Origin of the sequence: Acidovorax benzenivorans, assembly GCF_028680575.1 — a bacterium.
Taxonomy (GTDB): Bacteria; Pseudomonadota; Gammaproteobacteria; order Burkholderiales; family Burkholderiaceae_C; genus Acidovorax; species Acidovorax benzenivorans.
This window is the reverse complement of the sequence record NZ_JAPCKI010000002.1, coordinates 168,847-190,198: the sequence shown is the minus strand read 5'-3', so window position 1 is coordinate 190,198 and position 21,352 is coordinate 168,847. Positions and strand designations below refer to the sequence as shown.

Sequence of the window (21,352 nt, the reverse complement as noted above, 5' to 3'; positions counted from 1 at the left end):
AGCGACACGAGCGATGATGGGGCTGGAGACAACCCCATGAAAATAGCCCTGCTGTCCGACATCCACGCCAACCGCCAGGCCCTCACCGCCTGCCTGCAACACGCCCGCGCCCAGGGCGCCGAGCAGTTCGCGCTGCTGGGCGACCTGGTGGGCTACGGCGGCGAGCCCGTGGCGGTGGTGGAGCAGGTGCGGGACCTGGCCCAGCAAGGTGCCCTGTGCGTGCTGGGCAACCACGACGCCATGGCCCTGGCCCCCCCCGCCAACCCGCGCAACCGCAGCGAGCTGGGCGCGCAGTGGACACACGACCAGCTCGGCAACAGCCACATCGCCTTTTTGCAATCGCTGCCGCTCACCGCACGGCTGGGCAGCAGCGCGCTGCTGGTCCACGCCAGCGCCGATATGCCTGCGCAATGGCGCTATGTCGAAGACTCCAACTCTGCCGAGCGCAGCATGACGGCGGCCCAGGGCATCGACCCCGCCATCCGCTACGTGTTCTGCGGCCATGTGCATGAGCAGGTGCTGTACTTCCTCACCCCCACCGCCAAGCTCATGCGCTTTGCGCCCGAGCCCGGCGTGCCCGTGCCCGTGCCGCCGCACCGCCAATGGCTGGGCATCGTGGGCTCGGTGGGCCAGCCGCGCGACGGCGACGCGCGCGCCATGTACGCCCTGTTCGATGACCAGGCTCGGCAGATCACCTTCTACCGCGTGCCGTATGACCACCTGGCCGCCGCCGCCGCCATCCGCGCGGCGGGCCTGCCCGGGTTTTATGCCGACAGGCTGGAGCATGGTCAATGAAACTGCTCGAACCCGGCACCGAGATCGACGGTTTTCGCGTGGTGGACTGCATCCACGCGGGCGGCATGGCGCACATCTACGCCGTGGAATACGCGCAGGCAGACCGCAGCCCCGGCTTTGCCATGGCGATGAAGATCCCGCGCATGACGGCGGGCGACGGGGCCGAGAACATCGTGAGCTTCGAGGTCGAGCTGCAGATCCTGCCCGTGCTCAGCGGCCCGCATGTGCCGCGTTTTGTGGCGGCAGGCGACCTGGTGCGCCTGCCCTACTTGGTCATGGAATACATCCCCGGCCAGACGCTGCAGCATTGGCTGGACGCGCCCGAGCGCTGCGACATCGACGCCATCGCCCGCCTGGGCGCGGCCACGGCCCACGCCGCGCACAGCCTGCACCAACAGAACGTGTGCCACCTGGACCTCAAACCCGCCAACGTGCTCATCAAGGCCGACGGCACAGCCGTGTTGCTGGACTTTGGCCTCTCGTGCCACGCCCACTACCCCGACCTGCTGGCCGAGGAGATGCGCCAGGCCGTGGGCTCGCCCGCGTGGATCGCGCCCGAGCAGGTGGTGGGAGTGCGCGGCGATCCGCGCAGCGACATCTTTGCCATCGGCGTGATGCTGTACGAACTGGCCACGGGCGAGCTGCCGTTTGGCGCGCCCACCACCAGCGGCGGCATGCGCCAGCGCCTGTGGATGACACCCGCGCCGCCGCGCAAACACCGGGCGGACATCCCGCCTTGGCTGCAAGAGGTCATCCTGCGCTGCCTGGAGGCCGAGGCCTCCCACCGCTACCCCTCAGCCGCCCACTTGGCATTTGACCTGTCCCACCCCGAGCAGGTGCCTATCACCGAACGCGGCGAGCGCACCGAGCGCACCCCGCTGCGCACACACTTCAAGCGCTGGCTGCGTGCAGCGGGCATGCACTACACCCCCAGCCCGCTGCCATCGGCGCAGATCGAAGACACGCCCATCCTCATGGTCGCCGTGCCCCATGCCGACGTGACGGACGCCACGCTGTATTCGCTGCGCCAGGCGGTGGCGCGCTCACTGGGCATCCGCCCCGGCGCGCGGCTGGCCTGCGTGACGGTGGTGTCGCCCGGCGCCAGCAGCACCAGCGACAGCGAGCGCAGCGAAACCACGCTGCACCGCCAGCACATGGCCCGCCTGCGCCAGTGGGCCCAGGGGTTGGACCTGACCGGACATGCCGTGAGCTACCACGTGCTCGAATCGGGCGACGTGGCCCACGCGCTGGTGCGCTATGCGGCCAGCAACCACGTGAGCATGATGATCGTCGGCGCCGCCACGCACGGGCTGCAGACACAGCGCTTTTTTGCCACGGTGCCCATGCGCGTGGCACGCGATGCGCCCTGCACCGTCATCCTGGTCAAGCAGGCGCTGCCGTTCGAGCAACTGGCCCAGCCCACGGCCGACTGAGCACTCCGGCACGCAACGCGCCTGTCGCTCAGGTGGCGCGCCCTGCTTGAGCACGAGCCCGCTTTGGTTTAGCGTGGCGGCATGAGCACCACCACCCTTCTCGTACGCCAGGACCAGTTGGCCACCACCCGCCTGTTGACCACCGACGACACCCCGCTGGCCGACGGCCAGGTCCGCGTGCGGGTCGAGTCCTTTGCCCTCACAGCCAACAACATCACCTATGCCGCGCTGGGCGACATGCTGAACTACTGGCAGTTCTTCCCCACCGGCGAGGCCGGCTGGGGCATCGTGCCCGTGTGGGGCTTTGGCACCGTGGTCCAGTCGCTGCACCCGGCCGTGGCGGTGGGCGAGCGGCTGTATGGCTACTGGCCCATGGCCAGCCAGGCCGTGCTGTCGCCCCAGCGCGTCAACCCCACGGGCTTCAGTGACGGCGCGGCCCACCGCGCGGGCCTGCATGCGGTCTACAACCACTACCTGCGCACCAGCACCGACGGGCTGTACCGCGCCGACAACGAGGACGTGCAGGCGCTGCTGCGGCCGCTGTTCATCACCTCATGGCTCATCGACGACTTTCTGGCCGACCAGCAGTTCTTTGGCGCCCGGCGCATGCTGCTGTCCAGCGCATCGAGCAAAACCGCCTACGGCACGGCCTTCCAGCTCGCGCAACGCGAAGGCATAGAGGTCATCGGCCTCACCTCGCCCGGCAATGTGGCGTTTTGCGAAAGCCTGGGCTGCTACAGCCGCGTGGTCACCTACGACGCACTGGACCAGATCGACGGCGCCACGCCCAGCGTCTACATCGATTTTGCAGGCAGCGTGGGCCTGCGCCAGCGCATCCACGCCCACTTCACGGGCCTGGCCTACAGCTGCTCGGTGGGCGCCAGCCATGTGCAAGACCTGGGCGGCGCAGGCCAGTTACCCGGCCCGCGCCCGGTGATGTTCTTTGCGCCTGCCCAGGTCAAGAAGCGCCACGCCGACTGGGGTGCACAGGGCCTGAACGACCGCCTGGTGGCGGCCTGGAACCAGTTCAGCGCCGCCGTTTCTTCGGGGCCGCAGCCCTGGCTGGTGGTGCAACACTATGCGGGGCCCCAGGCCACACAGGCGCTGTTCGCCAGCATGCTGGCGGGCAGCGGTGATCCGCGCGCGGGGCATATCGCGACGCTGTTGCCGGGCTGACGGCCCCGCGCAACTGAAGGCAGGGCGGGCAGCGACAATGGGGCATGACCCCATTGCCCCCCGATACCGCCGCCAACGCTGCCAGCGACCAACACCCCTACGCCCGCCTCACCCCCGACCAGGTGCTGGACGCACTGGCCAGCGTGGGCCTGTATGGCGATGGCCGCCTCATGGCCCTGTCGTCGTACGAAAACCGGGTATACCAGGCCACGCTGGAAGACGGCGAGCGTGTAGTGGCCAAGTTCTACCGACCCGGCCGCTGGAGCGAGGCGCAGATCCTCGAAGAACACACCTTTGCCGCCGAGCTGATGGCCGCCGAGGTGCCCGCCGTGGGCCCGCTGGTGCTGAACGGCAGCACCTTGCACCAGCACGACGGTTTTGCGTTCTCCGTCAGCCCCTGGCGCGGCGGGCGCCAGCCCGAGCTGGACGACTTTGAAGTGCTGGAATGGATCGGCCGCTTTCTGGCCCGCATCCACACCGTGGGCGCGGCCCAGCCGTTTGTGCACCGGCCGACGCTGGACCTGGAAACCTTTGGCACGGCGTCGCGCGACTGGCTGCTCACGAACGAGATCATTCCGCTCGACATGCAGGCCACCTGGAAGACCCAATGCGACAAAGCTCTCGATTTGATAGCTACTCGCGCAGATGGTACAGGCGCTACGGGCCGATTTGGTTTAAAAGATGCCACTCCCATCCGCCTGCATGGCGACTGCCACCCCGGCAACATCCTGTGGACGCCGCTCGACGAATGGGGCCGGGGCGGCCCGCATTTTGTGGACCTGGACGATGCGCGCATGGGCCCGGCCGTGCAGGACCTGTGGATGCTGCTGTCGGGCGACCGGCGCCAGCGCACCCACCAGCTCGGCGCCTTGATAGACGGCTACGAACAGTTCCGCAGTTTTGACCGCCGCGAACTGGCACTCATCGAACCGCTGCGCACGCTGCGCCTCATCCACTACAGCGCCTGGCTCGCGCGCCGCTGGCAGGACCCGATCTTCCCGGTGAACTTTCCGTGGTTTGGCACCAGCGACTACTGGCGCGGGCAGGTAGACATGCTGATCGAGCAGATCGAAGCCATGGAGGAAGAACCGCTGGTGGCCTGAGAACGTGTTGACGATCTGAGCAGGTGAACGGAGCGGGGACAAGCCCTGCCAGCGCAGGCCCGACTATTGCAAACGATTGTCAACCCACACGCACAGCAGGCAGATGTCGGGCAACATCAAAGCGCTCCCCAATGGCGGGGGTGTTTTGTTGATTTGCACGGGGCGCCATCCCCGAGAGACTCCCTTCATGCGCATCGCAGTCCTTGACGACGACCTTCTCCTTCTGGAGCAGATCAAGGGCACCCTGGAATGCCACCAGCATGTGTGCCACACCTTTGCCGACGGCGCCAGCCTGCTGCAGGCGCTGCGCAACGACACCTTCGACCTGCTGATCGTGGACTGGCTCCTGCCAGACATGGAAGGCACCGACGTGGTCCAGACCGTGCGCAGCACCCACGGCATGCAACCGCCCATCCTGTTCATCACCCGCCGCAGCGACGAGCGCGATGTGGTCGAGGCCCTGTCGCGCGGCGCGGACGACTTCATGAGCAAACCCCTGCGCATGGGCGAACTGGTAGCCCGCACCACCGCCCTGCTGCGCCGGGCCTTCCCCCAGTCCATGGGCGCCCGGCTGGAGTTTGGCGCGTACCGCTTTGACGCGGAGCAACGCATCTTGAGCCTCCAAGGCCAGGCCATCGGGCTCAAACACCGCGAATACGAACTCGCACTGTTCCTGTTCCGCAACGCGGGCCGCCTGCTGTCCCGCTCGCACCTGCGCGAGGCCGTCTGGGGCGACGCCACCGACACCCCCTCGCGCTCCCTGGACACCCACATGTCACGGCTGCGCAGCAAGCTGGAGCTGACCGAGGCCAATGGCTACACGATCACGGCGGTGTATGGGTCGGGGTATCGGCTGGATGCGGTGGCTTGCAGCACCACGGTCGAGGCCCAACCAGCCTGCGCGGCCGAGCTATAGCCGGTCCATTCCGCACAACCACCACCTATTCAAGGCGAAGCTGTGGGCAAGGACGCGCGCCACCCGCGCACCAGCACATCGCTCACAAATGAACGATCCATCCACAACCAAAGCAGGATGGGAGCCAGCGTGGGAACAACTAGAGAGCCCCATTGGTAGCCGTAGATGATGGCCTCCATCTGCCACTGGGCAATGCGCAGCAGCCGGATATCGGTCTGCGCAGACTGCACCATCTGCATGAGCGCCGACATCGTGAGACTGAATGCCTGAAACGGCAGCAGCAGCACGTACCCGCCCAACACCCGAACCCAACGCCCCTTGCCACGGGCTGCCAGCACAAGCGCCAGAAAGATGGGTAAGCCGTATGCATATTGCGCCGGGCGCACCCACAGCAGCCAGACAATCAATACGTCCAGCATGATGAGCGCCCGCCACAGGTACTCATGGGCGAACTTGAACACAGGGGTGCTCCACGGCCCCAGATAGAAAAGGCTGATGGCCCGCACCACATTCAGCCCCTGCACCGCCACAAAACCCACACCCAGTCCCACGGGCTCGTGGCGCCAGCTAGACGGAAACGCTATCACCGCGCAAACAACACGATGCAAGCCTCAATGCCATTGCAACCGGGTTCGATCGACACCCCAAACCCGCTGACGGTGTTCTATAGCACCTTGCCCGCTGCAGCGGCCGATGCATCAAACAATGTCACCAGCGCAGCGCAACCACGCGCCAGCAGTGCCGTCCAGGGCAGCACCACATGCTGCTGTACCACCCCAGCATGTTGACGCCAAGCAGCGTGAGTTGCAGGACCACAAAGGTAAGGAAGAAACGCAGCAGGCCAGCACGCCGATATCGCCGTGCTGGCCTGTGCAGAGAATGGCGGTGGCCCGCTCGCGCGAGCCGCAAGGCGCCCTGCCTACCTGCGACGGACGGCGCCAGCGTGGCCAAAGGCCATCAATGCCAACAGCGCCGACAGGACAATGAGCCCCCACTCCGACAGTGTGGGGATACTGCTCACCCCGCCTGACGCAGTCACCGTGGTGCTGGCACTGGAGGTGTTGTTGGCAGGATTGGTGTCCCCTGGGGCATCCAGGCTGGCATTGTTCACCAGCGGTGTGGCTCCGGTGAAGGGCGAGCGCAGGGTCGTGCGAATGGTGAAGGTGCGCGACGCACCCACTGCCAGCGGGCCAATCGCGCAGCGCACCGTACCGGCAGCGTTCACGCAGCCCACGGCCGAGACAAAGTTCACGCTGACGGGCAGGGTATCCACCACCTGAGCACCATCGCTCGCCAGGGAACCGTTGTTGGTGACCACCAGCGTGTAGTCCAGTGTTGCGCCGGGAGCCAGAGGGCCAGAGGGTGCTGACTTGACCAGCGCAAGGTCGGTGGCCACGGTGAAGCGGCGTGCGGTGGTGTCATGCGTCACCACGTTGTTGGCCAGCGTGGTTTCGGTTTCGTCCACCGTCACGCTCGCACGGTTGAACGCAGTGCCACTGGTGGCGCCTGCCACCGTGAGGGTCTCAGCGCGCATCACATAGGTAACCGTGGCAGTCTGCCCACTGCTGAGCCCAGGGAACACGCAGCGCAGCGTACCGCTGGAGGCGCCCACCGAAGGCTCGGTACACACACCGCCGGCGTTGACCGTGAGGGCACCCTGGTAGCTGAACGTGGCCGTGGGTGCAGAGCCGGGCGCAGGAAAGATATCCGTCATCACCACGTTGGTACCGAACGACGGGCCGCTGTTGTTGATGGTGATGGTGTACGTCGTGGGCTGCCCCAGGCCCACAGGGTCTGCGCTGTCTGCCTTGTTGATAAGAATGTCGAGCTGCGCAGCCGTGACAGCCGTGGTGGTGGTCGCACTGTTGTTGGCCGCATTCGACTCGGCCGTGACCGTGGTCGCCGCCAGGCTGTTAACCACAGTACCGCCCGCCGCCGTACCCAGAGGGCGCATGCGGTAGGTCACCGTCTGCTGCGAACCTGCACTGATGCTGCCCCAGTTGCAGGTCAGCGTACCGCCCACAGCCCCTGCAGTGATGGGCGTGCAGCTGCCGCCGCCGCTCACCGAGACGATGTCGATGAAGGCCGCGTTCGATGGCAGCGTATCCACCATCTGTACCGTTTGTGCGGTCGAAGGGCCGGTGTTGCCGATGGTCGCGACGAACGTGATAGGAGCGCCGGCGGGCACGGACGCAGGGGTCGCGGTCTTGGCGGCCGTCACATCCACGATGGCCGTGACCTGGCTGGTCACGCTGCCACTGTTGTTGCTTTGGACCGGGTCGCCCACATCGGTGGAGCGGACCGTTGCGGTGTTGGTACGCGGGCCAGTCGTGGCGATGCTGGGACGCACAACCACCGTCACGGTAGCCTGCGCGCCCATGGCGAGAGCGCCCAGGCTGCAGCTAAGGTTCTGCGAGGTGCCATTGGTCACGCTGTTGGGCGTGCAGGTGCCCTGCGATGCCGCGGCGGACTGAAAGCCTCCGGTGTTAACCAGGCTGGCCAAGGTGTCGGACACCACCACGTTGGTGGCGGTGGCCGGGCCCAGGTTCTCCACGGTGATCACGTAGGTCAGGTTCACGCCAGCGACCACTGGGTCGGGTGCGGCCGTCTTGGACACCACGCGCAGGTCCGCCTGCGTGGCGGTGGAAGACACGGTGACGCCGGTGCAATTATTGCCCGCGTTGCCGTCAACACGCCCCCCGCCGCCCAGGGCTACGCAGGCATTGTTGGTGGCCGTGCCCGTGCCGGTCAGCACCGCAGACACGGTGATGGCGGGTGCATTGGTGTTGGCCGCAAGGCCCGTGCTGCGCGTGCAGCTCCAGGCGCCGGGGCCGGTGAAGGGCAGCGCATCGCAGGTCCAGCCGGAGGCATTCAAGGGCGCACTGAGCGTGACCCCTGCTGGCACTTGGTCGGTGACGGTGATGTCCTGGCCTGCTGGCACAGCCAGCGGCCCGGTGTTACGTGCGGTCAGGGTGTAGTTGAACGCCTGGTTGGGCACGACGGGGTTGATGCTGGCCGTCTTCGTGAGCTGCATGTCCGCGTCGTTGCTCGATGTCACATTGACCGAGGCGCTGTTGTTGGCAGGCACCGGGTCGGGCAACGCGGTGCTGATACCCGCAGTGTTGGTCAGCGCGCCCAAACCAGTTGCAGTGGCCACCACCGTGATGACAGGCATGTTGGTGAAGTTGGCACCGGTGTATTCCGTGCGCGTGCAGGCGATGGTGGCATCGCACGTCCACCCGGCCCCGCTGGCGGAGACGAATGTGAGGCCGGCACCTAGCGTGTCGGTCACCGTGATGGGCTGGCCGGTCAGCAAAACGCCACCGTTCAGGCGTGGTGTGAGCGTGTAGGTGACATCACTGCCCAAGGCCACATTGGTGCCGCCCGGAGCGGATTTGGATATCTGCACATCGGCCCCGGATACAGAGGTCACGTCGGCAGACACGGTGTTGTTGGACACATCGCTATCGGGCATGGCAGAGTCGTCAGGCTTGATGCCGGCCACCGCGAACGCGGCCGTCACCGTCCCGTTCACATGGGAGACCGCAGGCACCGTGAGCACGGACGATGTGGCACCGTTGGCGAGCGTGCCGGCACGCGTGCAAGCGACTGACGCACCGCTGGCCAGCGGATAGCCTCCCGAAGGGGTGCACGTCCACCCGCCGCCGGAAGGCGCCGAGGTGACCGAGCCCCCCGCAGGCACGGTGAAGCTGATGCGCTGGCTGCCGGTGGCCGCATCCGGGCCGTTGTTAGCGACCTGCAGCGCATAGCTGTAGTTCTGCCCAGCCGTCACGTTGGCCAGCGACGGCGTGGCCGTGAGCGCCAGATCCGCCGCCTGCGTGGCCGTGGTGTCCTGGATGCTGTTGACGTTGTTGCTGGTGTTGGGGTCGGGCGTAGTGCTGCCCGCGGTGGCGGTGTTCGTCCACACGCCAGCAGAGGGCAGGCGCACGCGGATGGTCACCGTCTGGTTCGCATTGAACGGGATATTGCCCAAGGCGCAGTTGACAGTCCCGCCCGCCTGGTTGCAGCTGCCAGCGGTGGCGTTGACATCAATGAAGGTCGAGCCTGTGGGAAGGGTATCGGCCAAGGTAACAGCGGTCGCGCCGTCAGGCCCGTTGTTGTCGATGCGCAGGGTATAGGTGAAGATGCCGCCAGCAGGGCCCGGGTCCGGAGAGTCCGCATGGTTCACCACCAGGTCGGCAGACTGCGCCATTGCAGCCCCCGCGCACAAGCCACCCGCAAGCAGCAGCCAGCGCAGACGCCGCACGGCGCGCGGCTTCACTGCGGCGCCCGGGGTGGGAAGCAAGGTATCGCCCGACGCCAGCGTACGCCGGCTGGGGGATTGTTCTCGCGCGAACAAGCGCGCCAATGAACTGAACAACATGAATACTCCTGGGAGTGAATGGCTCAAGCCTTTTGGGTCACGCCGCAACCTCACCAAGCCCCTTTCGGGTTGGAAAAAAGTCGGTGCAAAGGGAGTGCGTGGAGTCTGCCTTGAGCACAGCGGCTGAAGGCTGGGACCGAATCTATCGGCGCTACGGCCAGCAGGCCGCGTTACAACAATCGTTGACGTTCTACCGGCTGGTAGCGTTGGGGTTGTGCCACGCTGCGGCGAGCAGTGGCCCATTTGATCGGTGCAATCTGCCGCTGGATGGGGTCATGGCCCCTGAGCTATGCTGCGGTTATCACGACCTTGTGAACTGCCCACCGCCCCATGAAAGACTGGATCCGCAACGCCCTATCGATCCGCCAACCGCGCAGGCCAGCGCCGGTGGGCTCGTTGCCTGCGGTGGGGGTGTTCGTCGTTCGGGGGCCGGTGAAGATGCTGGTCACACACCCAGTGCCCGCTGAGTTGTGGGACTGGCTGGTGCTGTCGGGCTGGCGCAACATGCCGGTCAAAGCCGATCGCCGCAAAGGCATGCTGCTGCCTGACGGGGCGCTCAAGGCGCTGATCGATGCAGACCCGGTGGAGCGCAACCAGGCGCATGCGCGGATTCTGGAGCTGGCAGAGCCCCAGGACTGACGGGCCGCCGTACAGGACGCACGCATCCTATCGCCCTGGCCGCCCGGGCAGGAAGCCCGGCAGCAGCACACACCACAGTCCTTTCGCAACAAAAAACCCCGGCGGCGCATGGCACCACCGGGGTTTTCACATTTTGATAGCAGCCAGCGCTTATGACACTTGCGCTGGCTGCCGTTTCAGCTACAAAACGCCCAGAATCAGACCAGCAAGGCGTTCACGCGCTTCACGTAGGCTGCAGGGTCTTCGGGCAAACCGCCCTCGGCCAGCAGCGCCTGGTCGAACAGGATGTGGGCCAGGTCGTGAAAGTGCACGCTGCCGTCCAGCTTTTTGACCAGCGCGTGCTCGGCATTCACCTCCAGCACCGGCTTAGTCTCGGGCGCCTGCTGGCCAGCCTGCTTGAGCATGCGGGCCAATTGGGTGCTCATGCCGTCGTCTTGCACCACCAGGCAGGCGGGCGAGTCGACCAGGCGGGTGGTCACGCGCACGTCTTCGGCCTTGTCCTTCAGGGCTTCTTTCAGCTTTGCCAGCACGGGCTTGAAGGCTTCGGCGGCCTCTTCGGCGGCCTTCTTTTCGGCTTCGTCCTGCAGCGTGCCCAGGTCCACAGCGCCCTTGGCCACACTTTGCAGTGGCGTGCCGTCAAACTCTTGCAGGTAGTTCAGCGCCCACTCGTCCACGCGGTCGGTCATGAGCAGCACTTCGATGCCCTTCTTCTTGAAGACTTCGAGCTGCGGGCTGTTTTTGGCTGCGGCCAAGGTGTCGGCGGTGATGTAGTAAATCGCCTCCTGGCCTTCCTTCATGCGGGCCTTGTAGTCGGCAAAGCCCACGGTCACCGCGTCGCTAGTAGTGGATGCAAAGCGCAGCAACTTCGCCAGGCGCTCGCGGTTGCCAAAGTCTTCGCCCAGGCCTTCCTTCAGCACGGCGCCAAACTCGCTGTAGAAGGCGGTGTACTTGCCTTCCTTGGCCTTGTCGTCGGCGTCCACCACATCGGTCACGCCGTCGGCGCCTGCCGTGGTGTCATGCTTATCGTGTTTGGCCAGGTCTTCCAGCATGCTCAGCACGCGCTTGGTGGAGCCTTCGCGGATGGAACGCACGTCGCGGCTTTCCTGCAGCAACTCGCGGCTCACGTTCAGCGGCAGGTCGGCCGAGTCGATCACGCCCTTGACGAAGCGCAGGTAGGTGGGCATCAGCGCCTCGGCGTCGTCCATGATGAACACGCGCTTCACATACAGCTTCACGCCCGCCTTCTTGTCGCGGTTCCACAAATCGAACGGCGCCTTGGCAGGGATGTACAGCAGCTGCGTGTACTCGGTGTTGCCTTCCACGCGGTTGTGCGCCCAGGTCATTGGGGCCTCGTGGTCGTGGCTGATGGCCTTGTAGAACTCGGCGTATTGCTCTTCGGTAATGTCCTTCTTGGGGCGGGTCCACAGGGCGCTGGCCTTGTTGATGGTCTCCCACTCGCCGGTCTTGACCATGCCGCCGGGCTGGCGACCACCGTTTTCGTCGGATGGATTGATGAGTTCGCCGTCTTTCCACTCTTCCTTTTCCATCAGGATGGGCAGGCTGATGTGGTCGGAGTATTTGGCGATGACCTGCTTGAGCTTCCAGGCGTTGAGGTATTCCTCGGCGTCGTCGCGCAGGTGCAGGATGATGCTGGTGCCACGTGCGGCGCGGGTGATGGTCTCCACCTCGAAGTCGCCCGTGCCGCCGCTGATCCAGCGCACGCCTTCGTCGGCCGCAAGGCCCGCACGGCGCGACTCCACGGTGATCTTGTCCGCCACGATGAAGCCCGAGTAAAAGCCCACGCCAAACTGGCCGATGAGCTGAGCGTCTTGCTTCTGGTCGCCGCTGAGCTTGCCCATGAAGTCCTTGGTACCGCTCTTGGCGATGGTGCCCAGGTGGTCGATGGCCTCTTGCTGGCTCATGCCGATGCCGTTGTCGGCGATGGTCAACGTCTTGGCATCTTTGTCGAAGCTCACGCGCACTTCGAGGTTGGGGGCGTCTTCAAACAGGGCGGAGTTGTTCAGCCCTTCAAAACGCAGCTTGTCGCAGGCGTCCGACGCGTTGGAGATCAGCTCGCGCAGGAAGATTTCCTGGTTGGAGTACAGCGAATGGGTGACCAGGTGCAGCAGTTGGGCCACTTCGGCCTGGAACGACAGGGTCTGTTTGGTGCTCATGATGTCTTGGGGGTTGCTGTGTAGGAGGCAAAAAGAACGCCTTTTGCGCGCCGAGGGTCGGCAAGGAAAGGCGTTCGCGCGTGTTCACCTCGGGGCAGACTGGTTGATTTCAAGGGCAGGCTTGCGCAGCAAACGCCCGTGCCACCCGAGCACCGTTGTCGGAGCCCACCTCCACGGCGGCCCAACGCTGAAAATTGTTAACAATTTGCAGGGAGTTGGCCGCATTTTTTGTCATTTAACCCCCATAAGATGCACGCAACCGAAGCCGCTCTGCGATGGGTGGCCTTCCAATCCTTTGCACCTTCCCTTCGGCGCCTTCCAACCATGCCCACTTCACTTCAAAAATGGTCCGCCGAGTTCCTCGGCACGTTCTGGCTGACCCTGGGGGGCTGCGGCAGTGCCGTGCTGGCCGCCGCCTTTCCGCAGCTGGGCATTGGGTTTGTGGGGGTGTCCTTGGCCTTTGGCCTCACGGTGCTGACCGGGGCCTATGCGCTGGGGCCGATCTCGGGCGGGCATTTCAACCCCGCCGTGTCGGTGGGGCTGGCGCTGGGGGGGCGGTTCAAGGCGTCCGAGCTGCCCGGCTACGTGGTGGCCCAGGTGCTGGGCGCCATTGCAGCAGCGGGCGTGCTGTACCTCATTGCCACGGGCAAGCCGGGCGCAGACATCGGCGGCTTTGCCACCAACGGCTATGGTGAACACTCCCCTGGCGGCTATGGGCTGATGGCCGCCGTGGTGACAGAGGTCGTGCTGACGGCCATCTTCCTCATCGTGATCCTGGGCGCCACAGCAAAGCGCGCGGCCAGCGGCTTCGGCGGGTTGGCGATTGGCCTGTGCCTCACGCTCATCCACCTGATCTCCATCCCGGTGACCAACACCTCGGTCAACCCGGCCCGCAGCACCGGCCCGGCGCTGTTTGGCCCGGCCTATGCGCTGTCGGAACTGTGGGTCTTCTGGGCCGCACCCATTGCAGGCGCACTGCTGGGCGCCGCCATCTACCGCGCACTGCTCAGCGACGATTGACGGTGGCGGGGTGGCGCACATGCACAGCCCTGCCGCCCGCCCACTGCGGTTTTGCCGATCAGCCTTCGGCGGTGATGCGCTCGATCAGCGTCTTGAGCATGGTGTCGGCCTTGTCGTTGGCCACCTGGCAGGTGCCCGCCGCCGCATGGCCACCGCCGCCAAACTCCAGCATCAGGTTGCCCACATGGGTCTTGCTGCCGCGGTCCAGGATGGATTTGCCGGTGGCAAACACCGTGTTCTGCTTTTGCAGGCCCCACATGACGTGGATGGAGATGTTGCACTGGGGGAACAGCGCGTAGATCATGAACCGGTTGGTGGCCCAGATGGTTTCCTCGTCGCGCAGATCCAGCACGACCAGGTTGCCGATGCGAATGGCGCAGCTTTGTAGCTGGGCCTGGGCCTTGGGGGCGTGCTCGCGGTACAGGTTGACGCGCTCCTGCACATCGGGCAGCGCCAGGATCTCGTCGATGGTGTGGTCGCGGCAATACTGGATCAGGTCCATCATCAGCGCGTAGTTGCTGATGCGGAACTCCCGAAAGCGCCCCAGGCCCGTGCGCGAATCCATGAGGTAGTTCAGCAGCACCCAGCCCTGGGGGTTGAGGATGTCGTCGCGTGAATACTGGGCCGAGTCGGCCTGGTCCACGGCCGCCATCATCTCATCGGTGACGCGCGGGAACGCGGCCTTGCCGCCATAGTGGTTGTAGACCACGCGCGCTGCCGAGGGGGCGTGTGCTTCGATGATGTGGTTCTCGTCGCGGCGGCCTGAGTTGCGGATGGTTTCGGACTCGTGGTGGTCAAACACCAGGTGCGCGCCCGGCACATAGGGCAGGTTGGTGGTGATATCGCGGCTGGTGATCGGCACCTTGCCGTCCTGCATGTCCTTGGGGTGGACGAAGGTGATCTCGTCGATCAGGTTCAGCTCATTGAGCAGCACCGCGCAGACCAGGCCGTCAAAGTCACTGCGGGTCACCAGGCGGTATTTCGCATCACTCACTAAATTCTCCTTGTTACGTGGCGCACCGCGACATGGTAGCCGCGCCCCGCCACCTGGCAAGCGCCGACTGCGTCAAAAAGCAGGCCGCTCAGGTACTCCCGCATCAATGGCCCTGCATCCAGCCTTGCAGCTGCCGAGCCACGCCCGCATCCGCCAGCAGGTCCAAGTGCCCCAGGCGGTAGAACACCGCCTGCTGCGCCTTGGCAAAACCCAGCGTTCGGCCGGAATCATCGTGGATGCCCAGCGCACTGTGCAAGGGCACCAACCCGTCCCCTACCAACCGCTCCCCCACCGGGCTGCGCCGCGCAGCCAGGGTCGCCGCCACCGCGTGGCAAGCCACCCCGGCGGGCAGCGGCACCGGGGTGCGCTGGTCGGGGCTTTTGCGAAAACGGTCGCGCCCCAACCAGTCGGTATCGAGCACATGGCCGTAGCGCAGGTCGGTGATGCCCGCGCTGCGCAACTGGGCCAGGCGTGCAAAGGGGCGCGAATACGCTGTACTGCCCAGCAGCACATCCACCCAATGGCCTGCGCGCTCCAGGGGCGCGCCGTGGTGTGGGGTGCCCAGAAAGACCAGATGGCGCAGCCGGGGCAGCCAGCCGCTGACGCCTGCCGCCGCCTGGGTGGCATGGTGGCAGGCGCTGCGCGCCACCAGGCCGCCCATGCTGTGGGCCAGGATGGACAGCTCCGTCACTGGCACGGGCCAGGAGGCCACCAGGGATTCGAGCAGGGCCGACAGCTCGGCCCCGTTGGTGGACGTGTGCTGGCCCGTGTTGTAGCGCAGGTACACCGGGGTGTAACCCAGGGCCTGGGCCAGATGGGCGCCATGGTCATGGCCGTGGCGAAGCCACTGCAGATCGTTCATGCACAGGCCATGCACCAGCACCAGCAGCTTGCCTGTGGCAGCGCCCGGTGCGGCCAGCGCGCGCAGATCCAGTGGCAGACCTTGCTGGTACCAGCCCATCTGCGTGCACAGCGGGTTGCCGTCGCGCTGCAGGCGGTCGCCCATCACGCCATTGAGCGCGGCAACGACCGCCTCGCGCTCCCAATGCACCGTGTCGGCCGGGGTGGACGAAGCAAAAAACGGCTCCAGCCGCGCCAGCCCGGCCTGCAGGCCCGCATCCACCAGCTGCGTCACCCCCCGGATGCTTTGGTACACCAGCCCGGTCAGCCCCCGCGTGCGGCCCGGCTGGGCGCCGCCCGGCAGCCCCAGCGTGCCCAGCACCGACTGGTGCACGCCCTCAGCCACCCGGCTGATGCCGGTGGTGGCCTGTGTGGCCAGGCGGGCCACGCCACGCAGGTCTGACGCACGCAACTGGCGCAGCGGGTTGGCCGGAGCAGGCGCTGCGCCCGCGCGGCGCTTTCCGCCAGGCGCAAGAGGCCCTGGGGGCGGTGGTGAGGGTGGCATGGGAGGCTCCGTTCAGACAATGCGATGCAATGCGCCGTGTGCGTTGCGCGGGGAGCCCTCGGGCTCAGAACCGCTCGTGGGGCGACAGGTAGCGCCACTGGCCCACGGGCAGGTTGCCCAGGGTCACGCGGCCGATACGAATGCGCTTGAGGCCCACCACCTTAAGCCCCACTAGCTCGCACATGCGGCGGATCTGGCGCTTCTTGCCCTCGGTCAGCACAAAACGCAGTTGCTCGGGGTTTTGCCAATCGACCTTGGCGGGCTTGAGCGGCTCGCCGTCCAGGCTCAGACCATGGCGCAGGCGCTCCAGCAACTCTTTGGGAAACACCGCCTGCACGTTGGTGCTGACAGGGTCACGCTCGTCAATTTCCTGCAGCGGCGCGGAACGCTCGCTGGGGTGGCGTGGCACCGCCTGGCCCGGTGCCTGGTAGACCACGCGCACCAGGTACTCCTTTTCCATCTCGGAGTCCTCGCCAATGATCTGCCGGGCCACGCGCCCGTCCTGCGTCAGCACCAGCAGGCCCACCGAGTCGATATCCAGCCGCCCTGCAGGCGCCAGGCCGCGCAGCTGCGGCGGCGAAAACCGGTTGCGGCTGGGGTCGTCGCGCCAATGGGTGCGGGGGTTGATGAGCGCCACTGCGGGCGTGTGACCGTCCTCGGCCTGACCACTCACGTAGCCCATGGGCTTGTGCAGCAGGATGGTGACGCGCTGCTCCTGAAAGCCTTGCGCCACCTTGTCCACCTCGATGCGGTCCAGGGGCGTGACTTGCAGCCCCATGGGCGCGACCTCGCCATTGACCTTGACCCAGCCCTGGGCGATCCAGTCGTCGGCCTCGCGCCGCGAACACATACCCAGCTCGGCCATGCGCTTGTTCAGGCGGGATGTGCCTGAGGTGCCCGCCGCTTTGGTGGCAGGCACTGGCTTGGGCGGTGCCTGGCGCACCGGGGCCACATAGGGCGCGCCTGACGATATGCGGTAGCCCGTGGGCGGCGGGGTTCGAGAAGGCCGCTCGGATGACGGACCACGCCGTGCGGCGGACGGGGCTGGCGGCGCCGGCTTGGCCGCCACGGCAGGACGTCGCAACACCGGACGGGGTGCGGGGGCCGGGGATGCAGCACCACCGGGTGCAGGCGTGGAGGCGGCAGCGGGGCCGATAGGCGGACGGGAACTGGAGGAAGACATTGCGGGTATTTTCGCCTGCGGGGCGGCAAACCCCAACCTCAGGGGGATCGAGGGCCTGAAAAGAACAGAAAGAGCTTACCCCTGGCGCGCCTGCCAGGCCAGGAAATCATCCACCGCCAGGGGCCGCGCGATGTGATAACCCTGCGCCTCATCGCAGGCCAGGATGCGCAGGCGCTCCAGGATGGCAGCGGTCTCCACGCCTTCGGCCACCACCGTGAGCCCGAGGTTGTGCGCCAGGTCGATGGTCGAGCGCACGATCATCGCGTCGTCCTCACCCGTCTCCATGCCCATCACGAATGACTTGTCGATCTTGAGCTCATCGACCGGCAGGCGCTTGAGGTAGGCCAGCGACGAATACCCCGTACCGAAATCGTCGATGGACAGCTTGAAGCCCTGCTCGGACAGGCGGTTGAGCATGGCCTCGGCGCGTTGCGGGTCGTCCATGATGGCGCTTTCAGTGATCTCCAGGCAAAAGGCACTGGCCGCCACCCCGTGGCGCGCCAGGATGTCGGCCAGCCGGTGGCTCAGTTCAGGGTCGAGCAGGTCACGCGTGGAGAGGTTGACCGACACGCGCAGCGGCAGGCCCTGCGTGCGCGGGCCGGCCAGCAGGCGAGCCACCTCTTCAAACATCCACAGCGTGAGGTGGCGCACAAACCCGGTCTGCTCGGCAAACGGAATGAACTGCATAGGCGGCACCAGCCCACGCTGCGGGTGCTGCCAGCGCACCAGTGCCTCGGCCGCCAGGCCCGGCTGGCCATGCAAAGACACCTTGGGCTGCAGGTACAGGCGCAGTTCATGGTGCTCCACGGCGTGGCGCAGTTCGGTCAGCAGCGACAGGGTCTGCGCGCTGGACGAGTCAAACGCCGCGTCGTACTGCAGCGCCCCGCTGAGCTTGCGCTTGGCGGCATACATGGCGATTTCAGATCGACTGAGCAGCGTGTCGGCGTCACCGGCATCGCCCGGCCAGCAGGCAAAACCAATGCCCGCGCTCAGGTCCACCGTCTGGTCCTCAAAGGCCAGCGCTTGCTCGAACGACTGGTTGATGCGTTGGGCAATTTCGTGCGCGGCTGCGGCGTCGGCGCGCTGCAGCAGGATGGCGAATTCGTTGCCCCCCAGGCGCGCCACCATGTCATCGGGCGACCGCACCTGCTGGCTCAAGCGCTCGGCCACGGCCTGCAGCAGGCGGTCGCCAAAGGCATAACCCAGCACGTCGTTGACATGCTTGAAGCGGTCCAAGTCCAGCGTGAGCACTGCCAGCGGCTGCGCTGGGTTGGCCGTGTCGGCAATGGCCTGCACCACGGCGTCACGAAAGCGCTCCCGGTTGGGCAGGCCCGTCAGGCGGTCCCAGTAGGCCAGGCGGCGGATCTCGGTTTGCTGCGCGCCGATGTCCACGCGCATGTGGTCGAACGAACGCGCCAGGTTGCCGATCTCGTCGGTGCGGCCGGTGTGCTCCAGCGGCACATCGTATTCACCACGCGACAGCCGCTGCGTGGCAGCCAGCAGCGAGCGCAAGGGCGTGGTGAGCCGCTGCGCCACCAGGCCCGTGCCCACCGCAAACAGCAGCACACCCGCCACGGTGATGATGGCCAGCAGCACCTGCAGCTGCCGGTACGGCGCCACCACCTCGTCCACCGAGCGCAGCAGCAGCGAATGCACCTCGCCCCCCACGCTGTCAAGCGGGCTGGAGCGCGCCAGCAAGGTGCCTTCGGCCGTCTGCAGCTCGCCCGCCGCGCCCCCGCTGCTCAGCAGCAGGGCCCGCGCATCAGGGGGCAAGGTGCTGACCGGCAGGGTCATCGCGCCTCCCGGGGCCTTGGTCAACAGGGCCACATGCACCGACAAGAGCTGTCGCATTTCGTCGGCACGCGACTGGTCGATGCGAAAACCCATCAGCACCCAGCCAATGACCACCGGCGCCCGCATGGGCACCATTACAAACTGGTAGGGCACGCCGTCCATCACGGCGATCTGGCTGCCCTGGGGCTGTTGCTCCAGGCGCGGCACCACCTGCCGCAGCGTGGCCGGGAACTGCTCCATGCCGCCCGTGAGGCTGACCGCACGCAGCTGCAGGTCGGTGCCCAGCAGCGCAGTGACCGCCGCGCCGATGCGGCTGCCATGGTTCTCCAGCACCGACTGGATGGTTTCCTCGTCCCCCGAGTTGACCGCCGAGCGAAACCCGTAGTCGGCCGCCAACAGGGCCGAGCCCTGGCGCAGTTGCTCGGCATTCTGGTCCAGCAGGCGGCGCCAGATGTTTTCGTCCAGGTCCAGGGCGCGCGCAATCTGGGCGCGTGCATTGCGGTCGATGGAGGCCCGCACCACGGCAAACCCTGCCGCCTGCACGATGAGCAGCAGCAACAGCGACAACCCCACCAGCCGCAGGATCAAACTGCGCCGGACCAGGCGCAGCCGCATCAAGGCTGCAACCCCGTCATGCGCACCGACGCCATGGCGGTACCCGTGGCGGGCACGGTCAGCGCCTGCTCCAGGGCCGGGGTGCCCACGGGCAGGCGGGTGTGCCAGGTGCGCAGCGTGTAGGTGCCGGGCGGCACGTTGTCGAGCTGCACCTTGCCCGTGGCGGCTGGGGTGCGGGCGTAGTGCGGCGAGTCCACCACCAGCACCCAACCCACCATCTGGTCGTGGATGTTGCAGCCCAGAACGACCACGCCGGACTTGTCAAACAGCACCGGGTTGGACGGCGTACCGCTGTAGAGCTTGAGCTCGAACTTCTTGGCGGGCGAGAAGGAGTACACATGGTGCCGTACCGAATCGCGGTTGGGGAACAGCACCTCGGTGCCCACCGGCACCACCAGCACGCCGGGCACAAACTGCCGCTTCTCCTGCGCCATCTCCACACCGGCCAGCGGCCTGACCTGTTTGCGCGCCTCGGCGGAGTCCAGAAACACCACAGCGTCGGCCAGCGGCTTGCCCGCAGCGTCGGACACTTCAACCTGCACCGCGCCCGCATGGGCGCCAGAGGCCAACAACGTCAGTACGGCCAGCACGACGGAGCACAGGGCACCGCGCCCCGCGCTTGCCCCCAGCCTCGGCGCACCGCCCTGCCTCATGGTTCGATCGCCAAGCCCACCAGCGGCGCGCCGTCGCCCACCAGGCCCAGGGGGCGGGTGGCGCCCGTTACCAGGTCCACCTGGTGCAGCCGGGTCTGGGTATCGGCGGCGGTGCGCACGGCGATGAGGGCGGTGTTGCCCACGTCGGCGATGTCAAAGCTCACATCCGTGAGCGGCCCCAGCCCCAGCGGGCCCACGGTGCGCAGCTGCCCGGTGTTGGGCGACACCACGGGCTGGGAGCCTTCGCGCGAGCCCTGCATCACCAGCGCGCCCAGGGCACGGTCGATGGCGTAGTTGGTGGTGATCTTGCTGTCGTTGGGGTTGTAGGTGTAGGCGGCCCCGGCAATGTCGGGCTTGCGGCGGGCATTCATGTCGCCCCAGGCGTAGCGCAGGCTGGGGTCGGGCTGCACACCCTCCACACCAGCGTCACCATCGACGGCCGCCCCGGTGTCGGGGTGCAAGCGCAGGTTCTGACCGGTGCTGGACACCACCCGGATGCGGTCGGCCGCCGGGTTGAAATCGAAACCGAACACCGCACCCTGCAGCGCCAACGCGGCGGGCGCGGGGCCCACCGGGCGCAGCGCGCCGGTGGGGATGTCGAGCGTGTACAGGCGCCCTGCCTGCGACAGCGCATAGAGCACGCCCTTGGCCACGCGAAAGTCGATGCCCACCAACCGCTCGCCGGGCGCAAGGCCCGTCACAGGGCGCCGCTCCAGGATGCGCTCGGGCTGCGCGGCCTGGAAGGTGATGAGTTCATGCGAAGCCGTCACGGCCACCAGGGTTTCTCGCAAACCCGTGTGGGGCTGGGGGGCCGCACAGCCGACCAGCCAGACCAGGGCCGCAGCAGCGGCGGCCGCGCGCAACGCGCAAGAAGGACAAAACGAATGCATGGAGGGCCTCGCAAGTGTTACAGGCTTATACCTGATCGATAGCGCCCGCGGTGTGGGCGAGGGCAAACCCCAGGCTTGGCATTTACTTTGTTTTTGATAGCAACACAGGCATGTTTTACCGGCACTACTATCGTTTTTACCAATGATTTTTGCAGCGCCTTCTGTTGCACTTTGACTC

General features: G+C 66.5%; 16 protein-coding genes and 1 pseudogene. 7 read left to right on the top strand and 10 right to left on the bottom strand.

Translation table 11 applies throughout. The features are described 5' to 3' along the window. Nucleotides 1-36 precede the first annotated feature (36 nt). The 5 genes from OIN59_RS04320 to OIN59_RS04300 all read left to right on the top strand — a co-directional run bounded on the left by OIN59_RS04320 (nucleotide 37) and on the right by OIN59_RS04300 (nucleotide 5,423). Nucleotides 37-795 carry a metallophosphoesterase family protein gene (locus OIN59_RS04320; RefSeq protein WP_274107445.1) on the top strand — a complete coding sequence of 253 codons (759 nt, stop codon included), beginning with the start codon at nucleotides 37-39 and terminating at the stop codon, nucleotides 793-795. Then, nucleotides 792-2,228 (top strand): bifunctional serine/threonine-protein kinase/universal stress protein, encoded by a 1,437-nt coding sequence (locus tag OIN59_RS04315; protein WP_274107443.1) that lies wholly within the window; start codon nucleotides 792-794, stop codon nucleotides 2,226-2,228. The genes OIN59_RS04320 and OIN59_RS04315 overlap by 4 nt, the downstream gene beginning before the upstream one ends. 81 nt (nucleotides 2,229-2,309) lie before the next feature. After that, a complete protein-coding gene (locus OIN59_RS04310; RefSeq protein ID WP_274107441.1) occupies nucleotides 2,310-3,404 on the top strand; it encodes a DUF2855 family protein in 1,095 nt (364 codons plus the stop codon). Between the two features lie 44 nt (nucleotides 3,405-3,448). After that, entirely contained in the window at nucleotides 3,449-4,507 is a 1,059-nt protein-coding gene (locus tag OIN59_RS04305; protein ID WP_274107439.1) for a serine/threonine protein kinase, read from the top strand. 187 nt (nucleotides 4,508-4,694) lie between these two features. Then, on the top strand, nucleotides 4,695-5,423 hold the full coding sequence (locus OIN59_RS04300) for a response regulator transcription factor (protein WP_274107437.1): 729 nt from the start codon (nucleotides 4,695-4,697) through the stop codon (nucleotides 5,421-5,423). Nucleotides 5,424-5,452: 29 nt separating this feature from the next. On the opposite strand, the gene OIN59_RS25330 is transcribed toward OIN59_RS04300, so the two are convergent. The 3 genes and pseudogenes from OIN59_RS25330 to OIN59_RS04290 all read right to left on the bottom strand — a co-directional run bounded on the left by OIN59_RS25330 (nucleotide 5,453) and on the right by OIN59_RS04290 (nucleotide 9,807). Continuing rightward, nucleotides 5,453-5,830 carry an exosortase H-associated membrane protein gene (locus OIN59_RS25330; protein WP_407655062.1) on the bottom strand — a complete coding sequence of 126 codons (378 nt, stop codon included), beginning with the start codon at nucleotides 5,828-5,830 and terminating at the stop codon, nucleotides 5,453-5,455. Then, nucleotides 5,804-6,263: pseudogene (gene xrtH / locus OIN59_RS25325) on the bottom strand (exosortase H); the annotation flags it as partial. The pseudogene xrtH and the gene OIN59_RS25330, both read right to left, overlap by 27 nt. Nucleotides 6,264-6,342: 79 nt before the next feature. Then, nucleotides 6,343-9,807, bottom strand: a complete 3,465-nt coding sequence (locus tag OIN59_RS04290; RefSeq protein ID WP_274107435.1) for an IPTL-CTERM sorting domain-containing protein — start codon at nucleotides 9,805-9,807, stop codon at nucleotides 6,343-6,345. Nucleotides 9,808-10,137: 330 nt separating this feature from the next. On the opposite strand from OIN59_RS04290, the gene OIN59_RS04285 reads away from it, so the two are divergent. Further along, nucleotides 10,138-10,446: a hypothetical protein gene (locus OIN59_RS04285; protein WP_274107433.1), complete on the top strand. Its 309-nt coding sequence runs from the start codon at nucleotides 10,138-10,140 to the stop codon at nucleotides 10,444-10,446. Between the two features lie 197 nt (nucleotides 10,447-10,643). On the opposite strand, the gene htpG is transcribed toward OIN59_RS04285, so the two are convergent. Continuing rightward, the gene (gene htpG, locus OIN59_RS04280) at nucleotides 10,644-12,620 is read right to left on the bottom strand and encodes a molecular chaperone HtpG (RefSeq protein WP_274107430.1); all 1,977 of its coding nucleotides are present in this window, start codon (nucleotides 12,618-12,620) and stop codon (nucleotides 10,644-10,646) included. Nucleotides 12,621-12,944: 324 nt separating this feature from the next. Here htpG and aqpZ point away from each other — a divergent pair, with 324 nt between their 5' ends. Further along, complete coding sequence (gene aqpZ, locus OIN59_RS04275; protein ID WP_274107428.1) at nucleotides 12,945-13,640, top strand: aquaporin Z; 696 nt, start codon at nucleotides 12,945-12,947, stop codon at nucleotides 13,638-13,640. Nucleotides 13,641-13,698: 58 nt separating this feature from the next. Here the strand turns inward: aqpZ and OIN59_RS04270 are convergent, their stop codons facing one another. From OIN59_RS04270 to OIN59_RS04245, 6 genes are all read right to left on the bottom strand, one after another. Further along, nucleotides 13,699-14,634, bottom strand: coding sequence for an exopolyphosphatase (locus OIN59_RS04270; RefSeq protein ID WP_274107426.1), 936 nt, complete (start codon nucleotides 14,632-14,634; stop codon nucleotides 13,699-13,701). A 103-nt stretch (nucleotides 14,635-14,737) separates the two neighbouring features. Further along, the gene (locus OIN59_RS04265; protein ID WP_274107424.1) at nucleotides 14,738-16,039 is read right to left on the bottom strand and encodes an esterase/lipase family protein; all 1,302 of its coding nucleotides are present in this window, start codon (nucleotides 16,037-16,039) and stop codon (nucleotides 14,738-14,740) included. A 64-nt stretch (nucleotides 16,040-16,103) separates the two neighbouring features. Next, entirely contained in the window at nucleotides 16,104-16,889 is a 786-nt protein-coding gene (locus OIN59_RS04260; RefSeq protein ID WP_407655061.1) for a pseudouridine synthase, read from the bottom strand. Nucleotides 16,890-17,297: 408 nt separating this feature from the next. Further along, nucleotides 17,298-19,631 carry a putative bifunctional diguanylate cyclase/phosphodiesterase gene (locus OIN59_RS04255; RefSeq protein ID WP_274107422.1) on the bottom strand — a complete coding sequence of 778 codons (2,334 nt, stop codon included), beginning with the start codon at nucleotides 19,629-19,631 and terminating at the stop codon, nucleotides 17,298-17,300. Next, a complete protein-coding gene (locus OIN59_RS04250; RefSeq protein ID WP_407655054.1) occupies nucleotides 19,631-20,284 on the bottom strand; it encodes a methylamine utilization protein in 654 nt (217 codons plus the stop codon). The genes OIN59_RS04255 and OIN59_RS04250 overlap by 1 nt, the downstream gene beginning before the upstream one ends. Continuing rightward, the gene (locus OIN59_RS04245) at nucleotides 20,281-21,174 is read right to left on the bottom strand and encodes a DUF4394 domain-containing protein (RefSeq protein WP_274107418.1); all 894 of its coding nucleotides are present in this window, start codon (nucleotides 21,172-21,174) and stop codon (nucleotides 20,281-20,283) included. Before OIN59_RS04245 ends, OIN59_RS04250 begins: the two co-directional genes overlap by 4 nt. Nucleotides 21,175-21,352 lie beyond the last annotated feature (178 nt).